This is a genomic window from Chryseobacterium sp., assembly GCF_029240215.1.
GTDB lineage: Bacteria > Bacteroidota > Bacteroidia > Flavobacteriales > Weeksellaceae > Chryseobacterium.
In genome coordinates, this window is sequence record NZ_JARBTK010000003.1 from 93,253 (window position 1) to 115,332 (window position 22,080).

A 22,080-nucleotide genomic window follows, 5' to 3' on the forward strand; every position below is an offset into this window, starting at 1 on the left:
GTGATAAAATGAAATTTAATAATTAGGGCAGCTTTATCCGCTTGTAGTTTATCCTGAGCTTGTCGAAGGACCTCCGCTCAAGTCGGGCTGCGAAGGTTTGTCATTAATTAAATTTCAGTCAAAAAATTAAAAATAAATCTAATAAATATCTGACATCTAATGTCTAATAACAAAAGAATTTTCGTAGAAAAAAGAGGTATTTTCGATGTAGAAAGTCCAAAGATTTTTGATGAAGTAAAAGCGGTGGTTCCGTCTATCAAAAATGTAAAAGTGTACAATGTGTACGATATTTTCAATTTGAACGATGGCGAGTTCGGAAAAGTGGTTAATAGCACTTTCGTTGATCCTGTTACTGATATTTTACACGAAGAAAATCCTGCGCAAGGAATCCATTTTGCAATGGAATTTTTGCCGGGACAATACGATCAGCGTGCCGATTCTGCCCAACAATGTATCGCTTTACTAACTGAAAATGAGAAGTCTAAAGTGAGAAGCGGTAAGTTGATCGAGTTTGAAGGTGTTTCTGAAGATGATTTAGCTAAAATCAAAGACCTTTTGATCAATAAAGTGGAATCTCAGGAGAAAGATTTATCAACGCTGAATATTCCTGCAGAAGAAACTCCGTCAAAAGTTTTGATTCACGACAATTTCATCAATTTTGATGATGCTCAGTTGGAAGAATTCTTTAACAGTCACGGTTTTGCATTAGGTTTGGATGATTTGAAATTCATACAGGAATATTTTAAAACTGAAAAAAGAAATCCTACGGAAACTGAATTAAAAGTTCTAGACACCTATTGGAGCGACCACTGTCGTCACACAACATTTGAAACGGAATTGTCAAATATTGAATTCGAAGGACAGTTTAAACATACATTGGAAACTATTTTCAATGATTATATTGAAAAAAGAAAATTTTTAGGACGCGAATTAAAACCTATTTCTTTAATGGATCTGGCAACAGTTTGCGGAAGATATTTCCATAAAACAGGCAATTTGGAGAACTTGGTAGTTTCTGACGAGATCAATGCCTGTACGATCCAGATTGAAGCTGAATACGATGGTAAAAAAGAACCGTGGTATTTATTATTCAAAAACGAAACACACAATCACCCTACAGAAATTGAGCCTTTTGGAGGTGCTTCAACGTGTTTAGGTGGTGCGATCAGAGATCCTTTGTCCGGACGTTCTTTCGTTTTCCAGGCGATGAGATTGACGGGTGCTGCTGATGTTTTGGAGCCTGTAGATAAAACTTTACCGGGGAAATTATCTCAAAAAACAATCACAAAACAGGCTGCAAACGGATATTCTTCTTACGGTAACCAAATTGGTTTGGCGACTACAATGGTTTCTGAAATCTATGATGAAGGCTACAAAGCCAAAAGAATGGAAGTTGGTTTCGTTGCCGGAGCGGTTCCTGTGGATTGGGTAAGACGTGAAAAACCTGAAGCGGGTGATTCTATCATCATTTTAGGTGGTGCGACAGGTCGTGATGGTGTTGGTGGAGCGAGCGGAAGTTCGAAAGAACAGGACGAAACTTCGATTCACACGATGAGTTCTGAAGTGCAGAAAGGAAATGCCGTTGAAGAACGTAAAATCCAGAGATTATTCAGAAATCCTGAAGTAACGAGATTAATTAAAAAATCAAACGACTTCGGAGCGGGTGGAGTTTCTGTAGCCATTGGTGAAATCGCTGATTCTTTGGAAGTTAATTTAGATGTCCTACCTTTAAAATATGAAGGTTTGAACGGAACTGAACTTGCAATTTCTGAATCTCAGGAAAGAATGGCAGTTGTGGTTGAACCAAAAGATAAAGAGCAGTTCATTAAATTCTGTGAAGCTGAAAATATTGTTGCCGTTGAGGTTGCAAAAGTAACAGATTCAGGAAGAATGCAGATGTTCTGGAAAGGTGATAAAATTGTTGATCTTTCAAGAGCTTTTTTAGATACGAACGGGTGTTCAAAAAGCCAGGAGGTGAAAATTACTCACCTTAGTGAAGTAAAAGAAGAAACTCCATCATTCAATGAAGAGAATTTCTTAAAAATATTAAGCGATAAAAATGTTGCTTCTCAAAAAGGTTTGTTAGAAATGTTTGATTCATCGATTGGTGCGACTACGGTTGCGATGCCTTTAGGTGGAAAATATCAACAGACTTTGATGGAAGGAAGTGTTCAGACATTGCCAATCATCGGAGCAAAAAATATCGAAACGGTTTCTTTGGCGAGTTGGGGATTCGATGCGGAGATTTCTAAGCAGAATTCTTTACTGGGATCTTCTTACGCAGTTGTAGAAAGTGTTGCGAAAATCGTTGCAATGGGTGGCGATTACAAAAATATCAGATTCAGTTTCCAAGAATATTTTGAGAAATTAGGTCAGAATCCAGAAAAATGGGGCAAACCTTTGGCTTCTCTTTTAGGAGCTTATGATGCTCAGATTAATTTCGGATTGGCTGCCATTGGAGGTAAAGATTCGATGAGTGGAACGTATCAGGATCTGAATGTTCCGCCAACGTTGATTTCTTTCGCTTGTGCTAATGGGGAAAAGAAAAATATCATCTCTCCGGAATTTAAACAGGCAGGAAATAAACTGTGTTTCTTCAATCATATTCCACAGGAAAACGGGCTTCCAAACTATGAAAATTTGAAGGTGATTTTTGAATTGATTTTTGAAAATATTAAAGCCGGAAAAATAGTTTCTGTAAAAACAGTGAAAGAAGGTGGAGTTGCTGTTGCTTTAGCAAAAATGAGTTTCGGAAACAGATTAGGTGCTGAAATTAATATTGCAGATGATAATGTTTTACTTACTAAGAATATTGGAAGTTTAATCATAGAATCAACTGAAGAACTAAGTTCTGTTAATCTTCAATTAATCGGTGAGGTTCAAAATTTAAATGTTTTGAAAATCAATAATTTGAGTTTTGAAATTGAAAAATTACTTGAAGTTAATATAAGAACATTTGAAAATCTTTTCCCTACATTTGAAAAAGAAAAATTAACGGTTGAAATTGATGAAAAATTCAACTCAATCAATCCAAGAAACGTCATTATTAAAAAACACGGAATTGCACAGCCAAGAGTTTTCGCTCCGGTCTTTCCAGGAACAAACTGCGAGTATGACACACTGAATGCATTCCAAAAAGAAGGCGCAATTGTAAGCAGTTTGCCTTTGATTAATATCAATCATCAGTTGCTTGATGAAAGCATTGATGCATGGGTTGAAGAAATTAAACAGTCGCAAATTTTAGCATTCTCCGGAGGGTTTTCTGCGGGTGACGAACCGGATGGTTCTGCTAAGTTTATCGTGAATGTTTTGAAGAATGAAAAGATGCGAAATGCTGTTCACGAATTGCTCGACAGAGATGGAATGGTCATCGGAATCTGCAACGGTTTTCAGGCTCTGGTTAAATCCGGATTGCTGCCTTACGGAAGAATCAAAGATTTGGATGAAAACTCTCCAACGTTGGCTCACAATGCAATCAGAAGACATATTTCTCAAATGGTCAACGTGAAAGTTCTGAATGACGAATCGCCTTGGTTGAAAGGAATGAAAGATCAGGTTTTTACCATTCCGATTTCTCACGGTGAAGGTCGTTTTATGGCTTCGGAAGAGGAAATTCATAAGTTATATGAGAATGGACAGATTGCTACTCAATATTTAGATTTAGACGGAAATGTTGCTCACGGAATGCCATTCAATCCAAATAATTCATTATTTGGAATTGAAGGGATTACAAGTCCGGACGGAAAAATCTATGGTAGAATGGGACATCCTGAACGTTTTGCAGAAGGTTTGATGAAGAATATTCCAACTGCGAATTATCATAATATATTCAAAAACGGAGTTGAATACTTCAAATAACAATAAAAAGAAAATGGCTGTCATCAATGGCAGCCATTTTTCTAATTTGGAGGGTTTCTACGAAGAAGTTTCTAATGTCTTAATGAAAGATGTGGAATGGAAAGTAGGAACGCTGGATGGCTTTGATGATATTCTTTATGGAGGTTTTGGTGTATTTGAAAATAATGAAGAATTAGAAATTGTTTGGAAGGATTCTCAGAAGTCAAAAGAAGATTTAGGATTTGATTTAACTAAAGAATTTTACGTGAATAAAATCAGACAGGGAAAACCTTTTAATGTAAAATTAATTCAACAAAAACTGGATGAATTGATTGGCGGAAACGGACAAACCTTATTCGAAATTTTAATTGAAATTATAGAATCACATAAAAAAATTACAATAATTTTGAATTGATTATTTTCACCGGAATAAGCATTTAGTATTAGAGATGTCATAATGAGTCTGACGAAGCATTTCAATAATTATTAATTAGAATCTGAATGGTTCAAAATTATTTTATTTTTAAAACCAATTTTATCAATGCCAAACTTATTTTCCTACGGAACGCTACAAAAAGAACAAGTTCAAATTGAAACCTTCGGAAGAATTTTGCAAGGAGAAAAAGATATTCTAACAGGTTATAAAATTGAAATATTGGAAATCACTGATCCCGAAGTTTTGAGAAAAAGCAGTCAAAAATACCATCCGATTTTAGAGTTTTCAGGAGATGTTAAAGATGAAATTGGAGGAATTTTATTTGAAGTGACTGAAGAGGAAATTCTTCAGGCTGATGAATATGAAGTTGATGATTATAAAAGAATTGAAACGGCTTTTAAGTCTGGAAAAAAAGGTTTTATTTATGTCAGAAAATAATTTTAAACATGAATACAATTATTACATAAATGCCTCAAATCTGCGGTGAAAAGTAAACCTCTAATCAATAGGAATGAGCTTTAGTCTTTTTTCTGAAATCAATCAAGTGGCTTAACTAAAACTTAACATATCACTTTGTCGAGATTCCTACGGAATGACAAACATTGTGAATATTAAAAAATATACTTCCAGTAAACAAAAATTCCAACAATAACAGAAACGATTGTCATCAAAATAACCGCACCTGCCGAAATATCTTTAATAAAACCAATTCTTTTATCAAACTCAGGATGTATGATATCACAAATTTTTTCAATTGCTGTATTTAAAATTTCAGCACTTAAAACTCCAAAAGAAACAATTAAAATTAGAATCGTATCAATATTGGAAAGTTTTAAATAGAATATCAGAAAAAGATTAATTAAAAAAGCCAGAAACTCCAGCTGAAAATTTCTTTCAGATTTCAACATCATAAAAACGCCACGGAAAGCATTCATGAAACTTTTATAAATAGGCGGTTTTCTCATTTTTAAAATTGATACTAAGCAAAGATAGTTGATTAAATAATTTTACGAAAAATTAAATTCTTTTGATGGTTGTTAATAACTCGCAGTATTATTCTTTTCTATCTGTTTTGTATTTGTTATATTTGTAAAAACTTATTTTTAAATCTATGAAATTTATTATTTCAAGTGGTGAACTTCAGAAAGCATTGCAAACTGTAAGTGGCGTAATATCAAGCTCTCAATCGAGACCAATTTTAGAAAATTATCTTTTTGAGTTAAACGAAAATAACCTTACCATTACAGCGTCTGATGGCGAAACAACTTTGGTGACTTCTTTAGATGTAAAATCTGACGATGCAGGTAAATTTGCTGTCCCTGCTAAAATTTTTCAGGATTTTATCAAGACCTATGGTGAACAGCCATTAACTCTTGTTGTAAAAGACAATGCAGAAGGTACGGGAAGTCAACTTGAGATTTTAGATGAAAAAGATAATTTTGCTGTAGCATTAGACAATGCAGACGATTATCCTGAACTTCCGGAATTTGACGCTGCCCAAAGCGTGACGATGCCTGCAGGAGTTTTATCTGAAGCTTTGACAAATACTCTTTTTGCTACAAGTAACGACTCGCTTCGTCCTGTGATGACGGGAGTTTTATTCCAGTTTGGAGAAACGGAAACCAATTTTGTTTCTACCGATTCTCACAGATTGGTTGTTTATAAAAGAACAGATTTGATGAATGCCGAGCCAATGGAATTCATCATGCCTAAAAAACCTTTAAACATTTTCAAAAATATTTTAGCAAGTTCAAACGAAGACATCACCATCGACTTCAACGAAAATATGGCTAAATTTACTTTTGGTAAACATATCTGGATTTGTAGACTAATCGACGGAAAATATCCGAACTATACTGCGGTAATTCCTAAAGAGAACCCAAATGTTTTGACAATCAACAGAAACTTGTTGTTGGGAGCGATCAAAAGAGCTTCTATCATGTCGAATAAATCAACGAATCAGGTTAGATTTAAATTGTCTGCAAACATTCTTCATCTTCATGCGGAAGATACGGAATATGCAAACAAAGCAGATATGCAGATTCCTTGTGATTATAACGGTGAGGATATTAATATCGGATTCAGTTCTAAATTCTTAACAGAAATGTTGGGTATTCTGGGAGCAGATGACATTACTATGAAAATGTCTCAGCCAAACAGACCGGGAATCATTGAGCCGCTTGATGGTCTTGAAGAAAACGAAAACATCTTAATGTTATCAATGCCGGTAATCGGATTGTAATATTTAATGTTAATAAATATGAAAAGAGGTTGATTTTTCAGCCTCTTTTTTGTTTTTTAGGCTCAGTTGAAAGGTTAAAAATTTCTCTGTTTCTCAAAAAAACACGACATTTGTAACTTGAAAAAATTCAAAATAAATTTTCAAAATTAAAGGATGAAAATATCAAACAACTGGCTGAAAGACTATATTAAAACGGAATTGAAATCTGAAAGAATCGGTGAATTTCTTACGGATATAGGTCTTGAAGTAGAAGGGATAGAGAAATTTGAAAGCGTAAAAGGAAGTTTGGAAGGTGTGGTAGTAGGAAAAGTTTTGACCTGCGAAAAGCATCCGAATGCAGATAAATTAAAGAAAACAACAGTAGATGTAGGAAACGGAAAGATTTTGGAGATCGTTTGCGGTGCTCCGAATGTTGAAGCCGGGCAAACTGTTCCTGTAGCAGTTGTAGGAACTAAAATCTATGATAAAACCGGAAATTTTTTTGAAATTAAAGCCGCTAAAATCAGAGGTGAGGTTTCACAGGGAATGATCTGCGCTGAAGACGAATTGGGACTAAGCGACGATCACGGCGGAATCATGGTTTTAGATGAAGCAAAATATGAAGTAGGGAAAAATTTTGCGGATTATTTTGAATTGACAAATGATGAGGTTTTTGAAATTGGTTTAACGCCAAACAGAACCGATGCGATGTCTCATTATGGTGTTGCAAGAGATCTGTATGCGTTTCTTTCTACCAATCAGCAGAAAGGTGATTTTGAAAAAGTATCTTCAGTTGCTTTAAATAATGAAGGTTCGCATGAATTTACCTTAGAGATTGAAGATGCTGAATTGACACCAAGATACATCGGAGCCGTAATCGAAAACGTGAAAATTGCGGAATCTCCTTCTTGGCTGAAGGACAGATTAAAAGCAATCGGATTGAGTCCGATTAACAATATTGTAGACATTACCAACTATATTCTTCACGGTTTCGGACAGCCGCTTCACGCTTTTGATGCAGATAAAATTGCAGATAAGAAAGTGAAAGTAGGAACTGTTGCCGAAGGAACAAAATTTACGACTTTAGATGGTGTTGAAAGAACTTTAAATGGTTCTGAAATCATCATTAAAGACGGAAAAGATAATCCTATGTGTATTGCCGGAGTTTTTGGAGGTGCAAATTCGGGAGTTTCAAGTGAAACAAAAACAATCTTCTTGGAAAGTGCTTATTTCAATCCTATTGCGGTGAGAAAAGCAGCAAAAGCACACGGTTTGAATACTGATGCATCTTTCAGATTTGAAAGGGGAGTTGATCCTAATATCACAAGAACTGCGATCACTCACGCAATCAAAATGATTCAGGATTTGGCGGAAGGGAATCTGGTTGGAGATTTATTAGAAGAATATTCTAAGAAAATTGAAGACAACTATGTAATTATCAGATTTTCAAAAATCGAGCAAATTTTAGGTACAAAAATTCACAGAGAAAAAGTAAAAGAAATTCTAAAAGCACTTGAGATTCAGGTTTTAAATGAAATTCAGAACGGTTTTGAAATCTCTGTTCCTGCTTATAGAGCCGATGTTACAAGAGAAATCGATGTGATTGAAGAGATTTTGAGAATTTACGGTTACAATAAAATTGAAGCTCCTCAAAAGATTTCATTTACACCTGTGAAGTTGAGCGCAAACGATCAGGATGAGCTAGAAAATAATTGGGCGAGAACTTTACAAGGTTTAGGTTTCAACGAAGTGATGAACAATTCACTGACTTCTGTAAAAGATGAAACCGATGCTGTGAAATTATTAAATCCTTTAAGTAACGATTTGGCGTTTATGAGAAAGTCTTTATTGGAAGGACTTTTGCAGAATGCTGTTTACAATATCAACAGAAAAAACCAAGATCTTAAATTTTTCGAATTCGGAAAAATCTACCACAAGAAAGAAAAGTACGAAGAGAGAAAGCAACTGGCAATTTTAGTTACCGGAAGAAATGCTGCTGAAAACTGGTTGCAACCAAAATCTTCAACTGATTTCTATAATTTAAAAGCTTATGTGAAAGTTTTACTGGAAAAATTAGCGATTGATTATAAAGAAGTTGCTTTGTCCGACGAGAGATTTTCTGATGCTTTAGCTTACGAATCTGAAGGGAAAACTTTGGTAAGAATCGGAAAAGTTGCTCCACAGATGCTGAAAGATTTTGATATTGATCAGGACTGTTTCTATGCAGAAATCGAATTGGAATTTGCTCAGGAATTACGTTCTAAAAACGAACTTAAATTTAAAGATATTCCGAAATTTAATAAGATCAGAAGAGATTTAGCTTTACTGATTGATAAAAATATTACGTATCAGGAATTATATCAAACTGCGAAAAAGAATAAATCTCCTTTCATTAAAAACATTAATTTATTTGATGTTTACGAAGGGAAAAATCTTCCTGAAGGCAAAAAATCTTACGCAATGAGCTTTGAATTGTTAAATGAAGAAAAAACATTGGAAGAAAAAGAAATTTCAGAAGTAATGGATTCTTTGATCAAATCTTTCCAGAAAGAATTCAATGCTGAATTGAGATCGTAATGCTATTAATATAAAGCGGGCTTTTTTAAGTACACTTGATTTTCACAAAGTTTGTCATTCCGGAGGAATCTAAACTAATTAAATAATAAAGCTGAGATTCCTACGGAATGACAAACTATAAGTTTTAATCTTTAAACATTAGAGATTTGTATTTCACAAAACAATAAAATCCTCTGAAAGCTGTTTAGATAATATAATTTCCGTAAATTTGGTTTAAATCAAAAAAGAAAAAAATGAAAAATCTTTTTTTAAGTATATGCACAGTTGCTTTTCTGGCTTCTTGCGGAACAATGGCTAGTTCTTCGTCGTCAAAAGTAGGAAAATCTCAACCTTCAATTGCTGCGACCAAGTGGGTATTGGCAGATAATGTAAAAGGAAAAACACCAACGCTGAATATTGAAGGAACAAAGGTGAATGGAAATGCAGGATGTAACAGCTACTTTGGAACACTGGCTACAGATGCTGCTTCAGGAACTTTTACAGCTTCTCAATTAGGATCTACAAAAATGGCTTGTGATAATATGAGTGTAGAACAGAATTTTATGAGTATGATAGGAAAAGTAAATAAGTACGTTGTTTCCGGAAATACTTTGGAACTGTATCAGGATAATCTTTTATTATTGAAATTTAATAAAGCTGAATAAAAATAAAAAAGGAACTCAAATCTGAGTTCCTTTTTTTATGAGTAATAAAATTGATTATTCTTCCTCTTCTTCGTCGTATTTCGCCAACTCTTCATCACACCATTTGAATGCAGCTTCTACAACCTTTGTAGCCTCATCTGCCATAGTTTCTTCATCGTCGCCTTCTAGATCATCTAACCATTCAACTTCCTCTTCCTCAACATTCAATATGAATCTTGGATATTCTGTATGAACTACAAATAAATCTTCAGGAAATTCCGAATTGTCCGCTAATAAAAACTTTGGTAATTTCATTTTTTTAATGTTTAAACTTTCTCAAAGATAAATAAAATTATTGATATTTATTCTTGTCGATTTTAATTTTTTGTAAAACTTTGTAATACGTTAATGTCTTTCTTTTTAAGGTGTCGGAAGGTTTAAAAGTAAGATCAATATTAGGATTTACAGTGCTTATCAGTTCTGCGATTTGTATTTTTTCCAGATCTTCTTCGTTTTCCAGATAGTATAATAACGGAGTTTTTTCGAGCTTTTCATTTTTTAAAAATTGTGTTATTGCTCTTCGGTTTTCCAGATAATTACCTTTGGAAAGTATGGTAAACAAAAGCCCTGAACAAAGGCTAAGAAATCCTATTGCATACACTTTTGAGCCAAAATTTTCAAACATTTTTTTGAAATACAATAACCAGATCATGAAAGAAAATGGGGCAAGTAATCTGTAATCCAAAGGCGTTATTGCATAAAAATACTGAATAAAATAGGAACAGATAATCCCGAAAACTCCAATAGTTAATATGAATTTTTCTGATTCGTTTAATTTTTTGCTTAAAAATAAATACATCATCAACACAATATTAATGATTCCAATTCCGTAGATGGCATAATTAATCATTCCACCTGCAGGATTTGAGATATGAATAAATGGATTGAATGTGGTCGCCAATCCCTGACCAAATTCTGCAAGCAGTTTTGATGTTGGGTAAAGACCAATTTCTAAAAATGTATCCAGATAACTGGAGTTAAAATAATCTATGAACAGAAATTTATACCCAATAATAAAGCCTAATCCGACAATTGCGGAAACAATGAAGATCTTTGAGTATGCTTTTTTCCAAAATAATAATCCGAAAAACCCGGTTCCTCCGATAAAGAAAAGAGAGCTGTATCTTATATTATAAAGGGCAATTAAAGAGATTGAAAGATAAAAAACAGCTTTTTCTCCTGTCAATTTTGCGTTGATGATTTGATTTGAGCAATAAGTAAAAAGAAAGACAAAAGGTAAAATCAAGGCTTCACTCATTGTGAAAGCAAATATAGACAGAAAACTGAATAATGAACAGATAACAATCGTTTCCTTTAAGAAGAAATTTTTTCTCCATGCAAAACAAACGATGAACAAAAAAGAAAAAATTCCAACAATTTTACTCGACCAAAATTCATCGGTTCCGAAAAACGTAAAGAATTTAATAAAAAGCGGATACCCAAGAGGCGTTGTCGTATTATCTATTTCAGGAAAAACATGCGCAAATCTCATATAACGAATGGAATCCGGATTTGTTCTGCCTTTTTCATTGAGTAAAAAACGCAAAATGGTCATCACTAAAGTAATGATGACCAATGATATCTGAATGTATTTTTCTTTAAGTTTCATTGGTTGCACATAGATTGCAGCCAAATTTATAACTTATAATTCAAAATTTATCACTCGAGAAGCTATTTTGAAAACATTTTCGCCACTTTTTCTGCTTTTTTGCTTTCCGAATAATCGTAAAAACCTTCCCCTGATTTCACCCCTAATTTCCCTGCCATTACCATGTTGACTAATAACGGATTCGGAGCATATTTAGGATTTTTGAAACCATCGTACATTACATTTAAAATTGCTAAACAAACGTCAAGACCAATGAAATCTGCCAATTGAAGTGGTCCCATCGGGTGAGCCATTCCTAATTTCATTACGGTATCAATTTCTTCAACTCCGGCAACGCCATTATATAAAGTTTCGATTGATTCGTTGATCATCGGCATCAAAATTCTATTTGCCACGAAACCTGGATAATCGTTTACTTCTACAGGAACTTTTCCTAAAGTCTTGCTCATTTCATAGATCGAGTCAAAAGTTTCTTTAGAAGTAGAGTAGCCTTTGATGATCTCAACCAGTTTCATGATCGGAACAGGATTCATAAAATGCATGCCGATTACTTTATCTGCTCTTTTTGTCGCAGCCGCAATTTTAGTAATAGAAATTGATGAAGTATTGGTTGATAAAATACAATTTTCAGGAGCAAATTCGTCCATTTGAGCAAAGATTTTCAGTTTCAGATCCTGATTTTCTGTTGCAGCTTCTACCACAAGATCAGCGTTTGTCACTGCATCTTTAAGTTCTGTAAAAGTTTTAATGTTACCTAAAGTTTCTGATTTTTGTTCTTCTGTAAGGTTTCCCTTTGCAATTATTCTGTCAAGGTTGGTGGTGATGATTTTTATTCCTTTGTCTAATGCATCCTGAGATACATCAACCAAATTTACATTAAAACCGCTTTGTGCGAAGGTATGTGCAATACCGTTTCCCATGGTTCCGGCCCCGATAACTACAATGTTTTTGATCATTTTTCCTTATTTAGTTTTAAATTATTTTTATAGATAATTAAGTTTTTAATTTTTGTTAAATCAGCCTTCGTAACCATTTTAGATCCATCAAAATTGACAATTCCGTCACTGCTTTGATTTCTTTTGTCGTTTTGTGAAGAAATTGCAGACTGAAGACCTTTCAGAAAACGTGTCTTCTGAATTTTTGATAACTGATCGGTGCTGATGTAAAGATTAAATTCGCCCTCTCTTCCCAATCCTGGTTGTTGAAGGACTTCCAAAGCTTTGGTTTTATTTTTTTTCTGGAACTCATTAATGTAAGTCATTACCGGATTGGTTGACGGAGTACCGCAGCAGATACTTGAGTAACTTATCTCTATATAGTTGTTGCTTTTCTGTGCAAAAACAAACGCACTGCAGAATATAGAAAAGGTTATGATTAAATTTTTCATATCTAAATTTTTAAATTACCATTATCATTAAACTGAGTCAATGGCAATTTTCAAGCCTAAAAATAAGCTTTAAAATTTACTTATTAAAATGATCCCAAACTACTTTCGAAATATCAGAAATCATCTTGCAATTTGTAGCATCAGATTCCATGGAATTGCTTACAAATACGGCAATTGCGTAATGTTTTCCGTTTGGCAAAGTAACGATTGCGATTTCATTTTCTGCGCCTGTTAAGCCTGCATTGTTTTTTCCGGAAGCTCCCGTTTTTCTTGCAACGGGGGTGTTTTTGGGAAGTTGCTCGACCAGTTTATTCAGTCCGGTTGATGTTGAGAGCATCACTTTCATCAGATAATCTGTAGATTTTTTTGAAAGTAATTTTCCGTCATAAAATTTCTTTAAAACATCAACGGCAGATTGTGTCATGCTGTAATTTTCATACTGTACGTTCCAGTCTTTGTGCATGGCGGCTTCGTTATATTTGATCTGAAAACCTTTCACGCCTTTAGAATCCATAAATTTCTGAACGGTCTGTGTACCTCCCAAAAGTTTCAGCATAATGTCACACCCGTTATTATCACTTCTTGCAACAGTAAATTCAAGAATTTCACTTAGAGGAACTCCGGGATTTCCATTAGGATATTTATCCCGAAGTGGCGACCATGTATTTTCAAGTAAATTTGATTGATTTAAAACAACTTTCTGATCCAGAGAAAGCTTTCCTTTTTCAACAAAATCTAAGACTGCAGCAGCAATATGAAACTTAAAAACACTCTGCATCGGAAGTTTTTTTTCTGAATTTTTATTGTATTTAAAACCATTTTCAAGCCCAAGAACCGAAATTCCGACGGTTGCTTTTTTATCTTTTACAATTGAATTGATTTTCTGTTCTAATGCTGAGCTTTGCGCAAAAGTAAATGCGGAAATTAAAAGAAAAAGAAGTGCTGTTTTTTTCATAATATTTTGGTTAAAAAAATCCCTCTTAGAAACTAAAAGGGATTTGCAATTTAAGATTTTTTCCTATTTCAATTCAAAATAATTCAGATTGACTCCGTTGTTTTCAAAATAGATTCTGATTTTATTTTCTCCTTTTTTGAGGTTAATTCCTTTTGTGGAAGATGTTTTCCAGCTTTCATTTCCTCCTGTAGAAGTTAGCGAAACAGTTGTCAATTGTTTTCCGGAGGCATTTTCGATTCTGATTTTTCCATCATTTTCACTTGAATAGTTTATATCAAAAGTATAATTCTTTTCTGTTTTAGAATTGATGGTGTATTGCAGCCATTCTCCAGCTTCAGTTTTTCCCACATAATATTGATTATCTTTTGATTTATAAATGTCAACACCATCATTTCTCAGTTGATTTCCGGAATTCCATTCTGATCTTTTTGCTTCATCACTTACCCAAAGATTAATGAAATCCTTGTCTTCGTAAGCTGATCCCATTCTTCCCAAATCATACTCCGCAGCAGATATTTTTCCGGGAATCTGATGGTTTTTAAATGGTTTTGTAGAATTTTCCTTAGTTTGTCTGAACATTGCGTCGATCACATCGTTTTTGATTTCAACATTAGAAAATTTATAATTTTCGGCGATTGTCATTAATGTTTTTTTTGCAAATTCTTTTGAAGGTTTTTCGCCTCCGTTTTTCCAGTAATCTAAAAGCTTTTGATATTCAGGAGTGATTTTTACATTGGTGATTCCTGCGATATTGTCAATTTTTTTCATAGGCCAGAAAGCATAGCCAATATTGTGTTTGTCTAAAAGCTGGATCAGTTCTGTAAACCAAACGTTAGAATTTTCTCCGGTTTCACCCAGCCAAATTGGCATATTGTGCTTTTCTCGCAGATCTAAAGCAAATTTCAGTGTTTCATCGTTATTGTAATTCCAGTATTTATGAAAACTGAACGCCATATTTTTATCCCAAATCGGAATCAATCCATTATAATTATTTCCCCAACCATTCCCTTCAAGGAAAATAATATGTTTCTTATCAACCTGACGAATGGCTTCTGTGATTTCCTTTTGTAATTTCCAAAGAGGAGCATTTGACATTTCATCAGTTCCGTTAGGATTTTTTCCTGTGAAATTGATGTTGGGTTCGTTGATCAGATCATAACCTCCAATCCATACTTCATCTTTATATCTTTCTGCTAATTTTTTCCAAAGTGCAATGGTCTTTTTCTGATTTTCCTCGCTTTCCCAAAGTGAGGGTTTTGATTTGTCATTGTCTGAAATATTGGCATCATTTCCTTGCCCTCCCGGAGCGGCGTGAAGATCAAGAATCAAATAAATTTTGTTGTCTTTACACCATTTCAATAAATCATCAGTCATTTTAAAACCTTCTTCCAACCATGTGTTTTGTCCTTTTACAGATTCTTTTTCAATGGGTAAAGTGTAGAGATTATAATGCATCGGAAGTCGTACAGAATTAAATCCTGCCTTTGCTAAAAAATCAATATCCTGTTTTGCAATTCCATTTTTTAGGTAAGCTTTGTAAAATTCATTCATTCCGTCTTCACCAATTAATTCTGTAATTTTCTCTTTAATTTTAAATTGCGGTCCGGCAAAATCTGCAGTTTTCAGCATATAACCTTCCTGTAACATCCAGCCTCCTAAACCGAGGCCTCTCAACTGAATATTTTCACCTTTGTCGTTGACGATTTTCTGTCCATTTGTTTTTAATAACTGTGATGTCCCAAATTGAGACAATAAAAGGGCGGATAATAGGATGGCTCTTTTCATGGTTTTGATTATTTTAAATATTAAGGGATTTTTAAAATTGAATATTAAAGTGTAAACAAAGATATTTAAAATTTGTTGAATGAAAATTTAAAAATATTAATTGAAATGAAAATAATTGCGCTTGTAATTCTTTCTGTTCTTCCGTAGAAATCTAAACAAAGTCTTTGATCTTTCAACCGTTGAGATTCCTACGGAATGACAAAATTGGATGGTTAGGATTTTGTTAATCAGATTTTTGCTAATGAAAAAACGGACTTGACAGTCTGTTCTTATTGATATGTATTAGTAATTTTTTTGTGTATTTGTGAAAAATATTCTTATGATTTATGTTTAAAAAAAATCAAGAAATCAACTTCATAATTTCCAAAGCCACCTTCAAAGCTTCCGTTCCGTCCTCTAAGGAAACTTCTACATTTTTATCTTCCAAAATAGCGTCTGCAAAACTTTCCAGTTCATCCAAAATAGCATTATTCGGCTGAATGTTTGGGTATTCAAATAAAATCTGATTTTTTTCACCTTCCGCATTTTCAATAATCATATCAAATGGAGTAGGGTTTTCCGGAGCATCTTTCATTCGGATCACCTCTGCTTTTTTCTCTAAGAAATCGACCGATATATAAGCATCTTTCTGGAAAAATCTGCTTTTTCTCATTGCCTTCATTGATATTCTCGACGTTGTCAGGTTTGCGACGCATCCGTTTTCAAATTCTATTCTTGCATTTGTAATATCAGGAGTTTTGCTGACTACACAAACTCCGCTTGCGTGAATGTTTTTTACTTTTGATTTCACAACGCTCAATAAAATATCAAGATCATGAATCATTAAATCTAAAACCACCGAAACATCCGTTCCGCGAGGATTAAATTCCGCCAAACGGTGAATTTCAATAAACATCGGATTTTGAATGTAATCTTTTGCTCCGATAAATGCTGGATTGTATCTTTCTACGTGTCCAACCTGTGCTTTAATACCATGTTCGCGACATTTGTAAAGAATTTCTTCAGCCTGTTCAAGAGTTTGGGTAACGGGTTTTTCAATGAAAAAATGAAGGCCTTTTTCGATTGCTTTCAGTGCATAATCGTAATGATAAATGGTTGGGGTTACAATATCCAACATATCGATTTGCCCCAATAATTCTTCAAGATTTTCAAAATATTTGTAACCGAATTCAGCTTCGAGTTTTTTACCGTTTTCTGCATCTTTATCGTGAAAACCAATAAAATCATATTTATCTGACTGATTCAGAAGTTTCAAATGTATTTTTCCTAAATGTCCGGCGCCTACCAAACCTGCTTTTAACATAGCTTTTTAATTTTTGTAAATATAGCAATTTTAGGTATTAGGAAAGAGATGATAGGTTTTAGGTTGACAGGTACTGATTCTTTTGCTATTTTTGTGAAAACTCTATAAACGATTACCTAATACTACTGAAAAATAATGCAGGATTCATTCGTACACAAAGGAAAAAGAAAGATTTTGGTTGAGTATCTCCGTCAGAAGATCGGGATTTCCGATGAAAATGTACTTTCGGCGATGAATGAAGTTCCGAGACATCTTTTTATTGAAAGTATTTTCGAAGATTTCGCCTACGAAGACCGCGCTTTCCCTATTTTGTCGCATCAGACGATTTCTCATCCTTCAACGGTTGCGGAACAGTCGGAATTGCTGCAATTAAAAGCTGGAGAAAAAGTTCTTGAAATTGGAACTGGTTGTGGATATCAAACTGCAGTTTTATTGGCGATGAGAGGTTTGGTTTATACAGTTGAAAGACAGAAAGATCTGTTTGATTTTTCTAAGAAGAAGTTCAGAGAACTTCACTTGCATCCGAAATTTCAGAGTTTCGGTGACGGTTTTGCCGGACTTCCGACTTTTGCACCTTTTGATAAAATTATCGTAACGTGTGGTGCTGCAGTTTTACCGACAGAATTATTAAAACAGTTAAAGGTGGGCGGAAAAATGGTCATTCCTTTAGGTCAGACTGACGAACAGGTTTTGTATAGATTTACCAAAACTTCACCGACAGAATTTGAAAAAGAAGAATTCGGAGCGTATAAATTTGTCCCGATGTTAAATAATACCAATCAATAATTTTAGTTTGAATTTTTTTACAAATACTCTTTGGGAATCTCAGCAAAGTTTTTATAATTTAATTTTCACAAAATGAGCTTGAATTCCTAGGGAATATAAAATCCGCAATTTTTTTAAAAATTAAATTTAAAAACATGAATCCCGAAATCCAAAATTATAACGGCTCACAAACTGAATCTGATCAGGAAATCTGCTCAAAATTATCTGAATTGATTGGTGAAAATTTAAACAGTTTGGAGTCAAAAATCTGGCATGGTCATCCTGTCTGGTTTCTGGAAGGAAATCCAATTGTCGGTTACAGCAAACAGAAAAAAGGAATCCGACTCATGTTTTGGAGCGGAAAATCTTTTAACGAAACAAAGCTGAATATCGAAGGTGAAAAATTTCAGGATGCGTCAATCTTTTTTAATGATAAAGGTGAGATTAATGAAGATGATTTAAAAAAATGGATCGAAAAATCTAAAGAAATTCAATGGGATTATAAAAATATCGTGAAAAGAAAAGGGGAATTGGTCAGATTAAAATAATTAAACTGTAAATTCTAAAATAATAATTCTAAGTCATTTCGGTCTAAAAATTGAATTCATTTTTTAAACCCAATCACTTTATACTTATTATGGAATTAGGTAAAAGATTACCTGAATAATAAGAAGTCAGAATAAGGAAGTTACAAAACAAGGTTTTTTTCTCATGCTAATAAATATATATATGAAGTTTTGGAAAAAAAATAAGGATGATTCAGATTCAGATAAGGAAAAATAATATTAACAGAATTAGAACTTCACTTTTAAAAGGAGTGAGGTTTTTTTATTAATAAAATTTAATTAAATAAAGATGAAAGTATTCATAAACAAAAGAATTCCGGAAATTGGAATTAAAATGCTTGAGGAAGCCGGACTTGAAGTAGTAATTCCTGAAAACTCAAATCTTTCACAGGAAGAATGGCTGCAATACTGCAAAGATTCTGATATCATTCTTAATGTCGGACAAAATAAATATGGAAAAGAATTTTTTGATGAATGTCCAAATATAAAAGCGATTGCTTTGTATTCTGTCGGTTTTGATCATGTTGATATTAGAGAAGCCAACAAAAGAAATATTCCTGTTGGAAATACCCCCGATGTTTTAAGCAGAGCTACTTCTGATATCGCATTTTTACTGATGCAATCGGTTGCAAGAAGAGCCAGTTATTATTTTGAAAGAGTAAAATCTGATAATTGGGGAGATTTTGATCCGTTGCATGCTTTAGGACAGGAGCTGTATGGCAAAACTTTAGGTGTTTTCGGATTGGGAAGAATTGGTTTTGAGATGGCAGAAAAGTGTAAAAGAGCCTTTGATATGAATATTATTTATCATAACAGAAACCATAATGAAGAAGCTGAAAATGAACTTGGAGCAAAATATGTTTCGTTTGATGAATTGGTTGAGCAATCTGATGTTTTGAGTATTCATGCGAATTTTACAAAGGAGCATGCAGATCTTTTTAATGAATCCGTTTTCAAAAAAATGAAGTCGGATGCAATTTTCATCAATACTGCAAGAGGCGGTTTCCATAATCAGGTTGATCTTTACAATGCACTTACCAAAAAAGAGATTTGGGGAGCCGGTCTTGATGTGACCAATCCGGAGCCGATGCTGCACGATGATCCGATTTTGGGGCTTTCCAATGTTTGTATTTTACCACATATCGGTTCGGCAACAGTCGAAGCCAGAAACGGAATGGCAAAATTGGCCGCTGAAAATATTATTGCGTTTTCAAAAGGTGAAAAAATGCCGCATTGTGCAAATCCTGAAGTTTATAAGTAATAATGAAAATGTTGGAATCATTTTTGTCTTATAAAACGTAACATTAAATATAATTATTATGATATCAGAAGACAATACCAACGAACAGGATCGAAAATTAGAAGAAATGGATTATAATCCGGGTGAGGATATTTTCAATAAAGAAGAACATATTCCTCTGGACGGTGACGGAAATCCGATCATCAATCCGGAGAATGTGAATGACGGGATGCCTTATGGTTTAGATATTCCCGGTGCAGAAGATGACGATAATTTTGAACAGATTACCAATCAGCTTCCTGATGAGGAAAATGATTTCTACAGCAGAAGTGATAATGAAGATGATCACGAAGAAGAAAACGAAGATATCATTGAATAAAATTTCAACCTTACTTTTTGAGTAAGGTTTTTTTATGCAGTTTTTTGATGTCAGGAATTTTGAATGTTTTGTTGCAACATATTTTCTAATTTGAATATCTTTAAAACTTTGAAACATTGAATTTAAAACTCAGAACATTAAACCGAATATGACTTTCCAGGAACAGATACAACAGGGAATTCCAACAGAATTGCCTCAGCCAAAACCATACAAAACTAACATTAACCACGCTCCGAAACGTAAAGAAATCTTAACGGAAGAAGAGAAAATATTAGCCTTAAAGAATGCTTTACGTTATTTCGATCCAAAATTTCACGCAGAACTTTTGCCGGAATTTAAAGAGGAATTAGAAAAATACGGTAGAATTTATATGTACCGATTTCGTCCGGATTATGAGATGAAAGCTAGAGATATTGCAGAATATCCGGGAAAATCTGAACAGGCAAAAGCCATTATGCTGATGATTCAAAATAATCTGGATTATGCGGTGGCACAACATCCTCATGAATTGATTACTTACGGCGGAAATGGTGCGGTTTTCAGCAATTGGGCGCAGTATCTTTTGACGATGAAATATCTGTCGGAAATGACAGACGAACAGACTTTAACGATGTATTCCGGTCATCCGATGGGATTATTTCCTTCTCATAAAGATGCCCCGAGAGTCGTTGTGACCAACGGAATGGTGATTCCAAATTATTCTAAACCTGATGATTGGGAAAAATTTAATGCGCTGGGTGTTTCCCAGTACGGGCAAATGACTGCGGGAAGTTATATGTACATCGGTCCGCAAGGAATTGTTCACGGAACAACGATTACGGTTTTAAATGCTTTCAGAAAAATAAATAAAGAACCAAAAGGAGGACTTTTCGTGACCTCTGGTTTAGGCGGAATGAGTGGAGCTCAACCAAAAGCAGGAAATATTGCAGGTTGCGTTACGGTTATTGCTGAAGTTAATCCAAAGATCACAAAAATCCGTCATGATCAAGGATGGGTAAACGAAATCCATGAAAATCTTGATGAATTGGTAGAAAGAGTAAGAAAAGCTCAGGAAAATAAAGAAACTGTTTCCTTAGCCTATCTTGGAAATATCGTTGAGGTTTGGGAGAAATTTAATGAAGAAAATTTAAGAATTGATATTGGTTCAGACCAGACTTCGCTTCACAATCCTTGGGCAGGTGGTTATTATCCGGTTGATCAAACATTTGAGGAATCCAATACAATGATGGCAGAAAACCCTGAATTATTCAAAGAAAAAGTTCAGGAAACATTGAGAAGACATGCTGCAGCCATCACTAAACATACAGAAAAAGGAACGTATTTCTTCGATTACGGAAATGCCTTTTTACTCGAAGCTTCAAGAGCCGGAGCCGATGTCATGTCAGATAATCCAACAATTGGAAGGGAATTCAAATACCCATCTTATGTTCAGGATATTATGGGTCCGATGTGTTTTGATTATGGTTTCGGACCGTTCCGTTGGGTTTGTACAAGCGGAAAACCCGAAGATTTGCAGAAAACGGATGATATTGCTTGTCAGGTTTTAGAAGAAATGATTAAAACGTCACCTGAAGAAATCCAACAGCAAATGAAAGACAACATCACCTGGATCAAAGGTGCTCAGGAAAATAAATTGGTGGTCGGTTCACAGGCAAGAATTCTGTACGCCGATGCAGAAGGAAGAATGAAAATCGCTGAAGCCTTCAACAAAGCCATTAAAAAAGGAGAAATCGGAGCGGTAGTTTTGGGAAGAGATCATCACGATGTTTCGGGGACGGATTCGCCGTACAGAGAGACTTCCAATATTTATGACGGTTCGAGATTTACGGCAGATATGGCGATTCACAATGTGATAGGTGATAGTTTCCGTGGGGCAACGTGGGTTTCCATTCATAATGGAGGCGGTGTTGGTTGGGGAGAAGTGATCAACGGTGGTTTTGGGATGTTGCTCGATGGAAGTGATGATGCCGACAGAAGATTAAAATCGATGCTTTTCTGGGACGTGAACAACGGAATTTCAAGACGAAGCTGGGCTAGAAATGAAGGTGCTGTTTTCGCCATTAAAAGAGCGATGGAAGCCGAACCTAATTTGAAAGTGACGCTTCCGAATTTTGTGGATGAGAGTCTTTTTAGTTTGAAAATTTGAAAATGATTTAATTTGAAAATGTTTAATGATGCCGTCACTTCGAGTAGCTTTTGAAAAAAGCGTATCGAAAAGTTTTGATTCTTGACTGTCTTTGATTCACAAGTTTTCGATACATTTTTCTACGCTTTGCTCCGAAAACACTCGAACTGACGGAGCTGTAAACTTTATTCATTGATTTATAAATAAGATTT

The 22,080-nt window shown here is 34.4% G+C and carries 19 protein-coding genes; 11 read left to right on the plus strand and 8 right to left on the minus strand.

Annotation, left to right across the window (positions count from 1 at the left end; all coding sequences use genetic code 11):
- The first annotated feature begins 159 nt into the window (after positions 1 to 159).
- From K0R77_RS07675 to K0R77_RS07685, 3 genes are all read left to right on the plus strand, one after another.
- The gene (locus K0R77_RS07675) at positions 160 to 3,858 is read left to right on the plus strand and encodes a phosphoribosylformylglycinamidine synthase (RefSeq protein ID WP_300350711.1); all 3,699 of its coding nucleotides are present in this window, start codon (positions 160 to 162) and stop codon (positions 3,856 to 3,858) included.
- Entirely contained in the window at positions 3,842 to 4,252 is a 411-nt protein-coding gene (locus tag K0R77_RS07680) for a ribonuclease inhibitor (protein WP_300350713.1), read from the plus strand. Before K0R77_RS07675 ends, K0R77_RS07680 begins: the two co-directional genes overlap by 17 nt.
- 126 nt (positions 4,253 to 4,378) lie before the next feature.
- Positions 4,379 to 4,711, plus strand: coding sequence for a gamma-glutamylcyclotransferase family protein (locus K0R77_RS07685; protein WP_300350716.1), 333 nt, complete (start codon positions 4,379 to 4,381; stop codon positions 4,709 to 4,711).
- A 173-nt stretch (positions 4,712 to 4,884) separates the two neighbouring features.
- On the opposite strand, the gene K0R77_RS07690 is transcribed toward K0R77_RS07685, so the two are convergent.
- The gene (locus K0R77_RS07690) at positions 4,885 to 5,238 is read right to left on the minus strand and encodes a diacylglycerol kinase (protein ID WP_300350718.1); all 354 of its coding nucleotides are present in this window, start codon (positions 5,236 to 5,238) and stop codon (positions 4,885 to 4,887) included.
- A gap of 146 nt (positions 5,239 to 5,384) precedes the next feature.
- Between K0R77_RS07690 and dnaN the strand changes: the two genes are divergently transcribed.
- From dnaN to K0R77_RS07705, 3 genes are all read left to right on the plus strand, one after another.
- The gene (dnaN, locus tag K0R77_RS07695; protein ID WP_300350720.1) at positions 5,385 to 6,515 is read left to right on the plus strand and encodes a DNA polymerase III subunit beta; all 1,131 of its coding nucleotides are present in this window, start codon (positions 5,385 to 5,387) and stop codon (positions 6,513 to 6,515) included.
- A gap of 153 nt (positions 6,516 to 6,668) precedes the next feature.
- Positions 6,669 to 9,071: a phenylalanine--tRNA ligase subunit beta gene (gene pheT / locus K0R77_RS07700; protein ID WP_300350722.1), complete on the plus strand. Its 2,403-nt coding sequence runs from the start codon at positions 6,669 to 6,671 to the stop codon at positions 9,069 to 9,071.
- 233 nt (positions 9,072 to 9,304) lie between these two features.
- Entirely contained in the window at positions 9,305 to 9,715 is a 411-nt protein-coding gene (locus K0R77_RS07705; protein WP_300350724.1) for an META domain-containing protein, read from the plus strand.
- Positions 9,716 to 9,769: 54 nt separating this feature from the next.
- Here the strand turns inward: K0R77_RS07705 and K0R77_RS07710 are convergent, their stop codons facing one another.
- From K0R77_RS07710 to K0R77_RS07740, 7 genes are all read right to left on the minus strand, one after another.
- Positions 9,770 to 10,009: a hypothetical protein gene (locus K0R77_RS07710; protein ID WP_007845674.1), complete on the minus strand. Its 240-nt coding sequence runs from the start codon at positions 10,007 to 10,009 to the stop codon at positions 9,770 to 9,772.
- 37 nt (positions 10,010 to 10,046) lie between these two features.
- A complete protein-coding gene (locus tag K0R77_RS07715; RefSeq protein ID WP_300350730.1) occupies positions 10,047 to 11,363 on the minus strand; it encodes a hypothetical protein in 1,317 nt (438 codons plus the stop codon).
- A 62-nt stretch (positions 11,364 to 11,425) separates the two neighbouring features.
- Positions 11,426 to 12,316 carry a 3-hydroxybutyryl-CoA dehydrogenase gene (locus K0R77_RS07720; RefSeq protein WP_300351716.1) on the minus strand — a complete coding sequence of 297 codons (891 nt, stop codon included), beginning with the start codon at positions 12,314 to 12,316 and terminating at the stop codon, positions 11,426 to 11,428.
- Positions 12,316 to 12,750, minus strand: coding sequence for a hypothetical protein (locus K0R77_RS07725; protein WP_300350732.1), 435 nt, complete (start codon positions 12,748 to 12,750; stop codon positions 12,316 to 12,318). The genes K0R77_RS07720 and K0R77_RS07725 overlap by 1 nt, the downstream gene beginning before the upstream one ends.
- Positions 12,751 to 12,826: 76 nt before the next feature.
- Positions 12,827 to 13,705, minus strand: a complete 879-nt coding sequence (gene bla-A, locus K0R77_RS07730) for a CGA/CIA family class A beta-lactamase (RefSeq protein WP_300350734.1) — start codon at positions 13,703 to 13,705, stop codon at positions 12,827 to 12,829.
- Between the two features lie 63 nt (positions 13,706 to 13,768).
- Positions 13,769 to 15,490, minus strand: coding sequence for a cellulase family glycosylhydrolase (locus K0R77_RS07735; protein ID WP_300350737.1), 1,722 nt, complete (start codon positions 15,488 to 15,490; stop codon positions 13,769 to 13,771).
- Positions 15,491 to 15,830: 340 nt separating this feature from the next.
- Positions 15,831 to 16,793, minus strand: a complete 963-nt coding sequence (locus K0R77_RS07740; protein WP_300350739.1) for a Gfo/Idh/MocA family oxidoreductase — start codon at positions 16,791 to 16,793, stop codon at positions 15,831 to 15,833.
- Positions 16,794 to 16,928: 135 nt separating this feature from the next.
- On the opposite strand from K0R77_RS07740, the gene K0R77_RS07745 reads away from it, so the two are divergent.
- From K0R77_RS07745 to K0R77_RS07765, 5 genes are all read left to right on the plus strand, one after another.
- Positions 16,929 to 17,579 carry a protein-L-isoaspartate(D-aspartate) O-methyltransferase gene (locus tag K0R77_RS07745; protein ID WP_300350741.1) on the plus strand — a complete coding sequence of 217 codons (651 nt, stop codon included), beginning with the start codon at positions 16,929 to 16,931 and terminating at the stop codon, positions 17,577 to 17,579.
- Positions 17,580 to 17,713: 134 nt separating this feature from the next.
- Entirely contained in the window at positions 17,714 to 18,106 is a 393-nt protein-coding gene (locus K0R77_RS07750; RefSeq protein WP_300350744.1) for a DUF1801 domain-containing protein, read from the plus strand.
- A 307-nt stretch (positions 18,107 to 18,413) separates the two neighbouring features.
- Positions 18,414 to 19,385: a D-glycerate dehydrogenase gene (locus tag K0R77_RS07755; protein WP_300350746.1), complete on the plus strand. Its 972-nt coding sequence runs from the start codon at positions 18,414 to 18,416 to the stop codon at positions 19,383 to 19,385.
- Positions 19,386 to 19,443: 58 nt separating this feature from the next.
- On the plus strand, positions 19,444 to 19,743 hold the full coding sequence (locus K0R77_RS07760) for a hypothetical protein (protein ID WP_300350748.1): 300 nt from the start codon (positions 19,444 to 19,446) through the stop codon (positions 19,741 to 19,743).
- A gap of 148 nt (positions 19,744 to 19,891) precedes the next feature.
- On the plus strand, positions 19,892 to 21,889 hold the full coding sequence (locus K0R77_RS07765; RefSeq protein WP_300350750.1) for a urocanate hydratase: 1,998 nt from the start codon (positions 19,892 to 19,894) through the stop codon (positions 21,887 to 21,889).
- Positions 21,890 to 22,080 lie beyond the last annotated feature (191 nt).

Coding starts and splice junctions, on each gene's coding strand:
- K0R77_RS07675 (WP_300350711.1), top strand. CDS start 160: ATGTCTAATAACAAAAGAATTTTCGTAGAAAAAAGAGGTATTTTCGAT.
- K0R77_RS07685 (WP_300350716.1), top strand. CDS start 4,379: ATGCCAAACTTATTTTCCTACGGAACGCTACAAAAAGAACAAGTTCAA.
- K0R77_RS07690 (WP_300350718.1), bottom strand. CDS start 5,238: ATGAGAAAACCGCCTATTTATAAAAGTTTCATGAATGCTTTCCGTGGC.
- dnaN (WP_300350720.1), top strand. CDS start 5,385: ATGAAATTTATTATTTCAAGTGGTGAACTTCAGAAAGCATTGCAAACT.
- pheT (WP_300350722.1), top strand. CDS start 6,669: ATGAAAATATCAAACAACTGGCTGAAAGACTATATTAAAACGGAATTG.
- K0R77_RS07705 (WP_300350724.1), top strand. CDS start 9,305: ATGAAAAATCTTTTTTTAAGTATATGCACAGTTGCTTTTCTGGCTTCT.
- K0R77_RS07710 (WP_007845674.1), bottom strand. CDS start 10,009: ATGAAATTACCAAAGTTTTTATTAGCGGACAATTCGGAATTTCCTGAA.
- K0R77_RS07715 (WP_300350730.1), bottom strand. CDS start 11,363: ATGAAACTTAAAGAAAAATACATTCAGATATCATTGGTCATCATTACT.
- K0R77_RS07725 (WP_300350732.1), bottom strand. CDS start 12,750: ATGAAAAATTTAATCATAACCTTTTCTATATTCTGCAGTGCGTTTGTT.
- bla-A (WP_300350734.1), bottom strand. CDS start 13,705: ATGAAAAAAACAGCACTTCTTTTTCTTTTAATTTCCGCATTTACTTTT.
- K0R77_RS07735 (WP_300350737.1), bottom strand. CDS start 15,490: ATGAAAAGAGCCATCCTATTATCCGCCCTTTTATTGTCTCAATTTGGG.
- K0R77_RS07740 (WP_300350739.1), bottom strand. CDS start 16,793: ATGTTAAAAGCAGGTTTGGTAGGCGCCGGACATTTAGGAAAAATACAT.
- K0R77_RS07745 (WP_300350741.1), top strand. CDS start 16,929: ATGCAGGATTCATTCGTACACAAAGGAAAAAGAAAGATTTTGGTTGAG.
- K0R77_RS07750 (WP_300350744.1), top strand. CDS start 17,714: ATGAATCCCGAAATCCAAAATTATAACGGCTCACAAACTGAATCTGAT.
- K0R77_RS07755 (WP_300350746.1), top strand. CDS start 18,414: ATGAAAGTATTCATAAACAAAAGAATTCCGGAAATTGGAATTAAAATG.
- K0R77_RS07760 (WP_300350748.1), top strand. CDS start 19,444: ATGATATCAGAAGACAATACCAACGAACAGGATCGAAAATTAGAAGAA.
- K0R77_RS07765 (WP_300350750.1), top strand. CDS start 19,892: ATGACTTTCCAGGAACAGATACAACAGGGAATTCCAACAGAATTGCCT.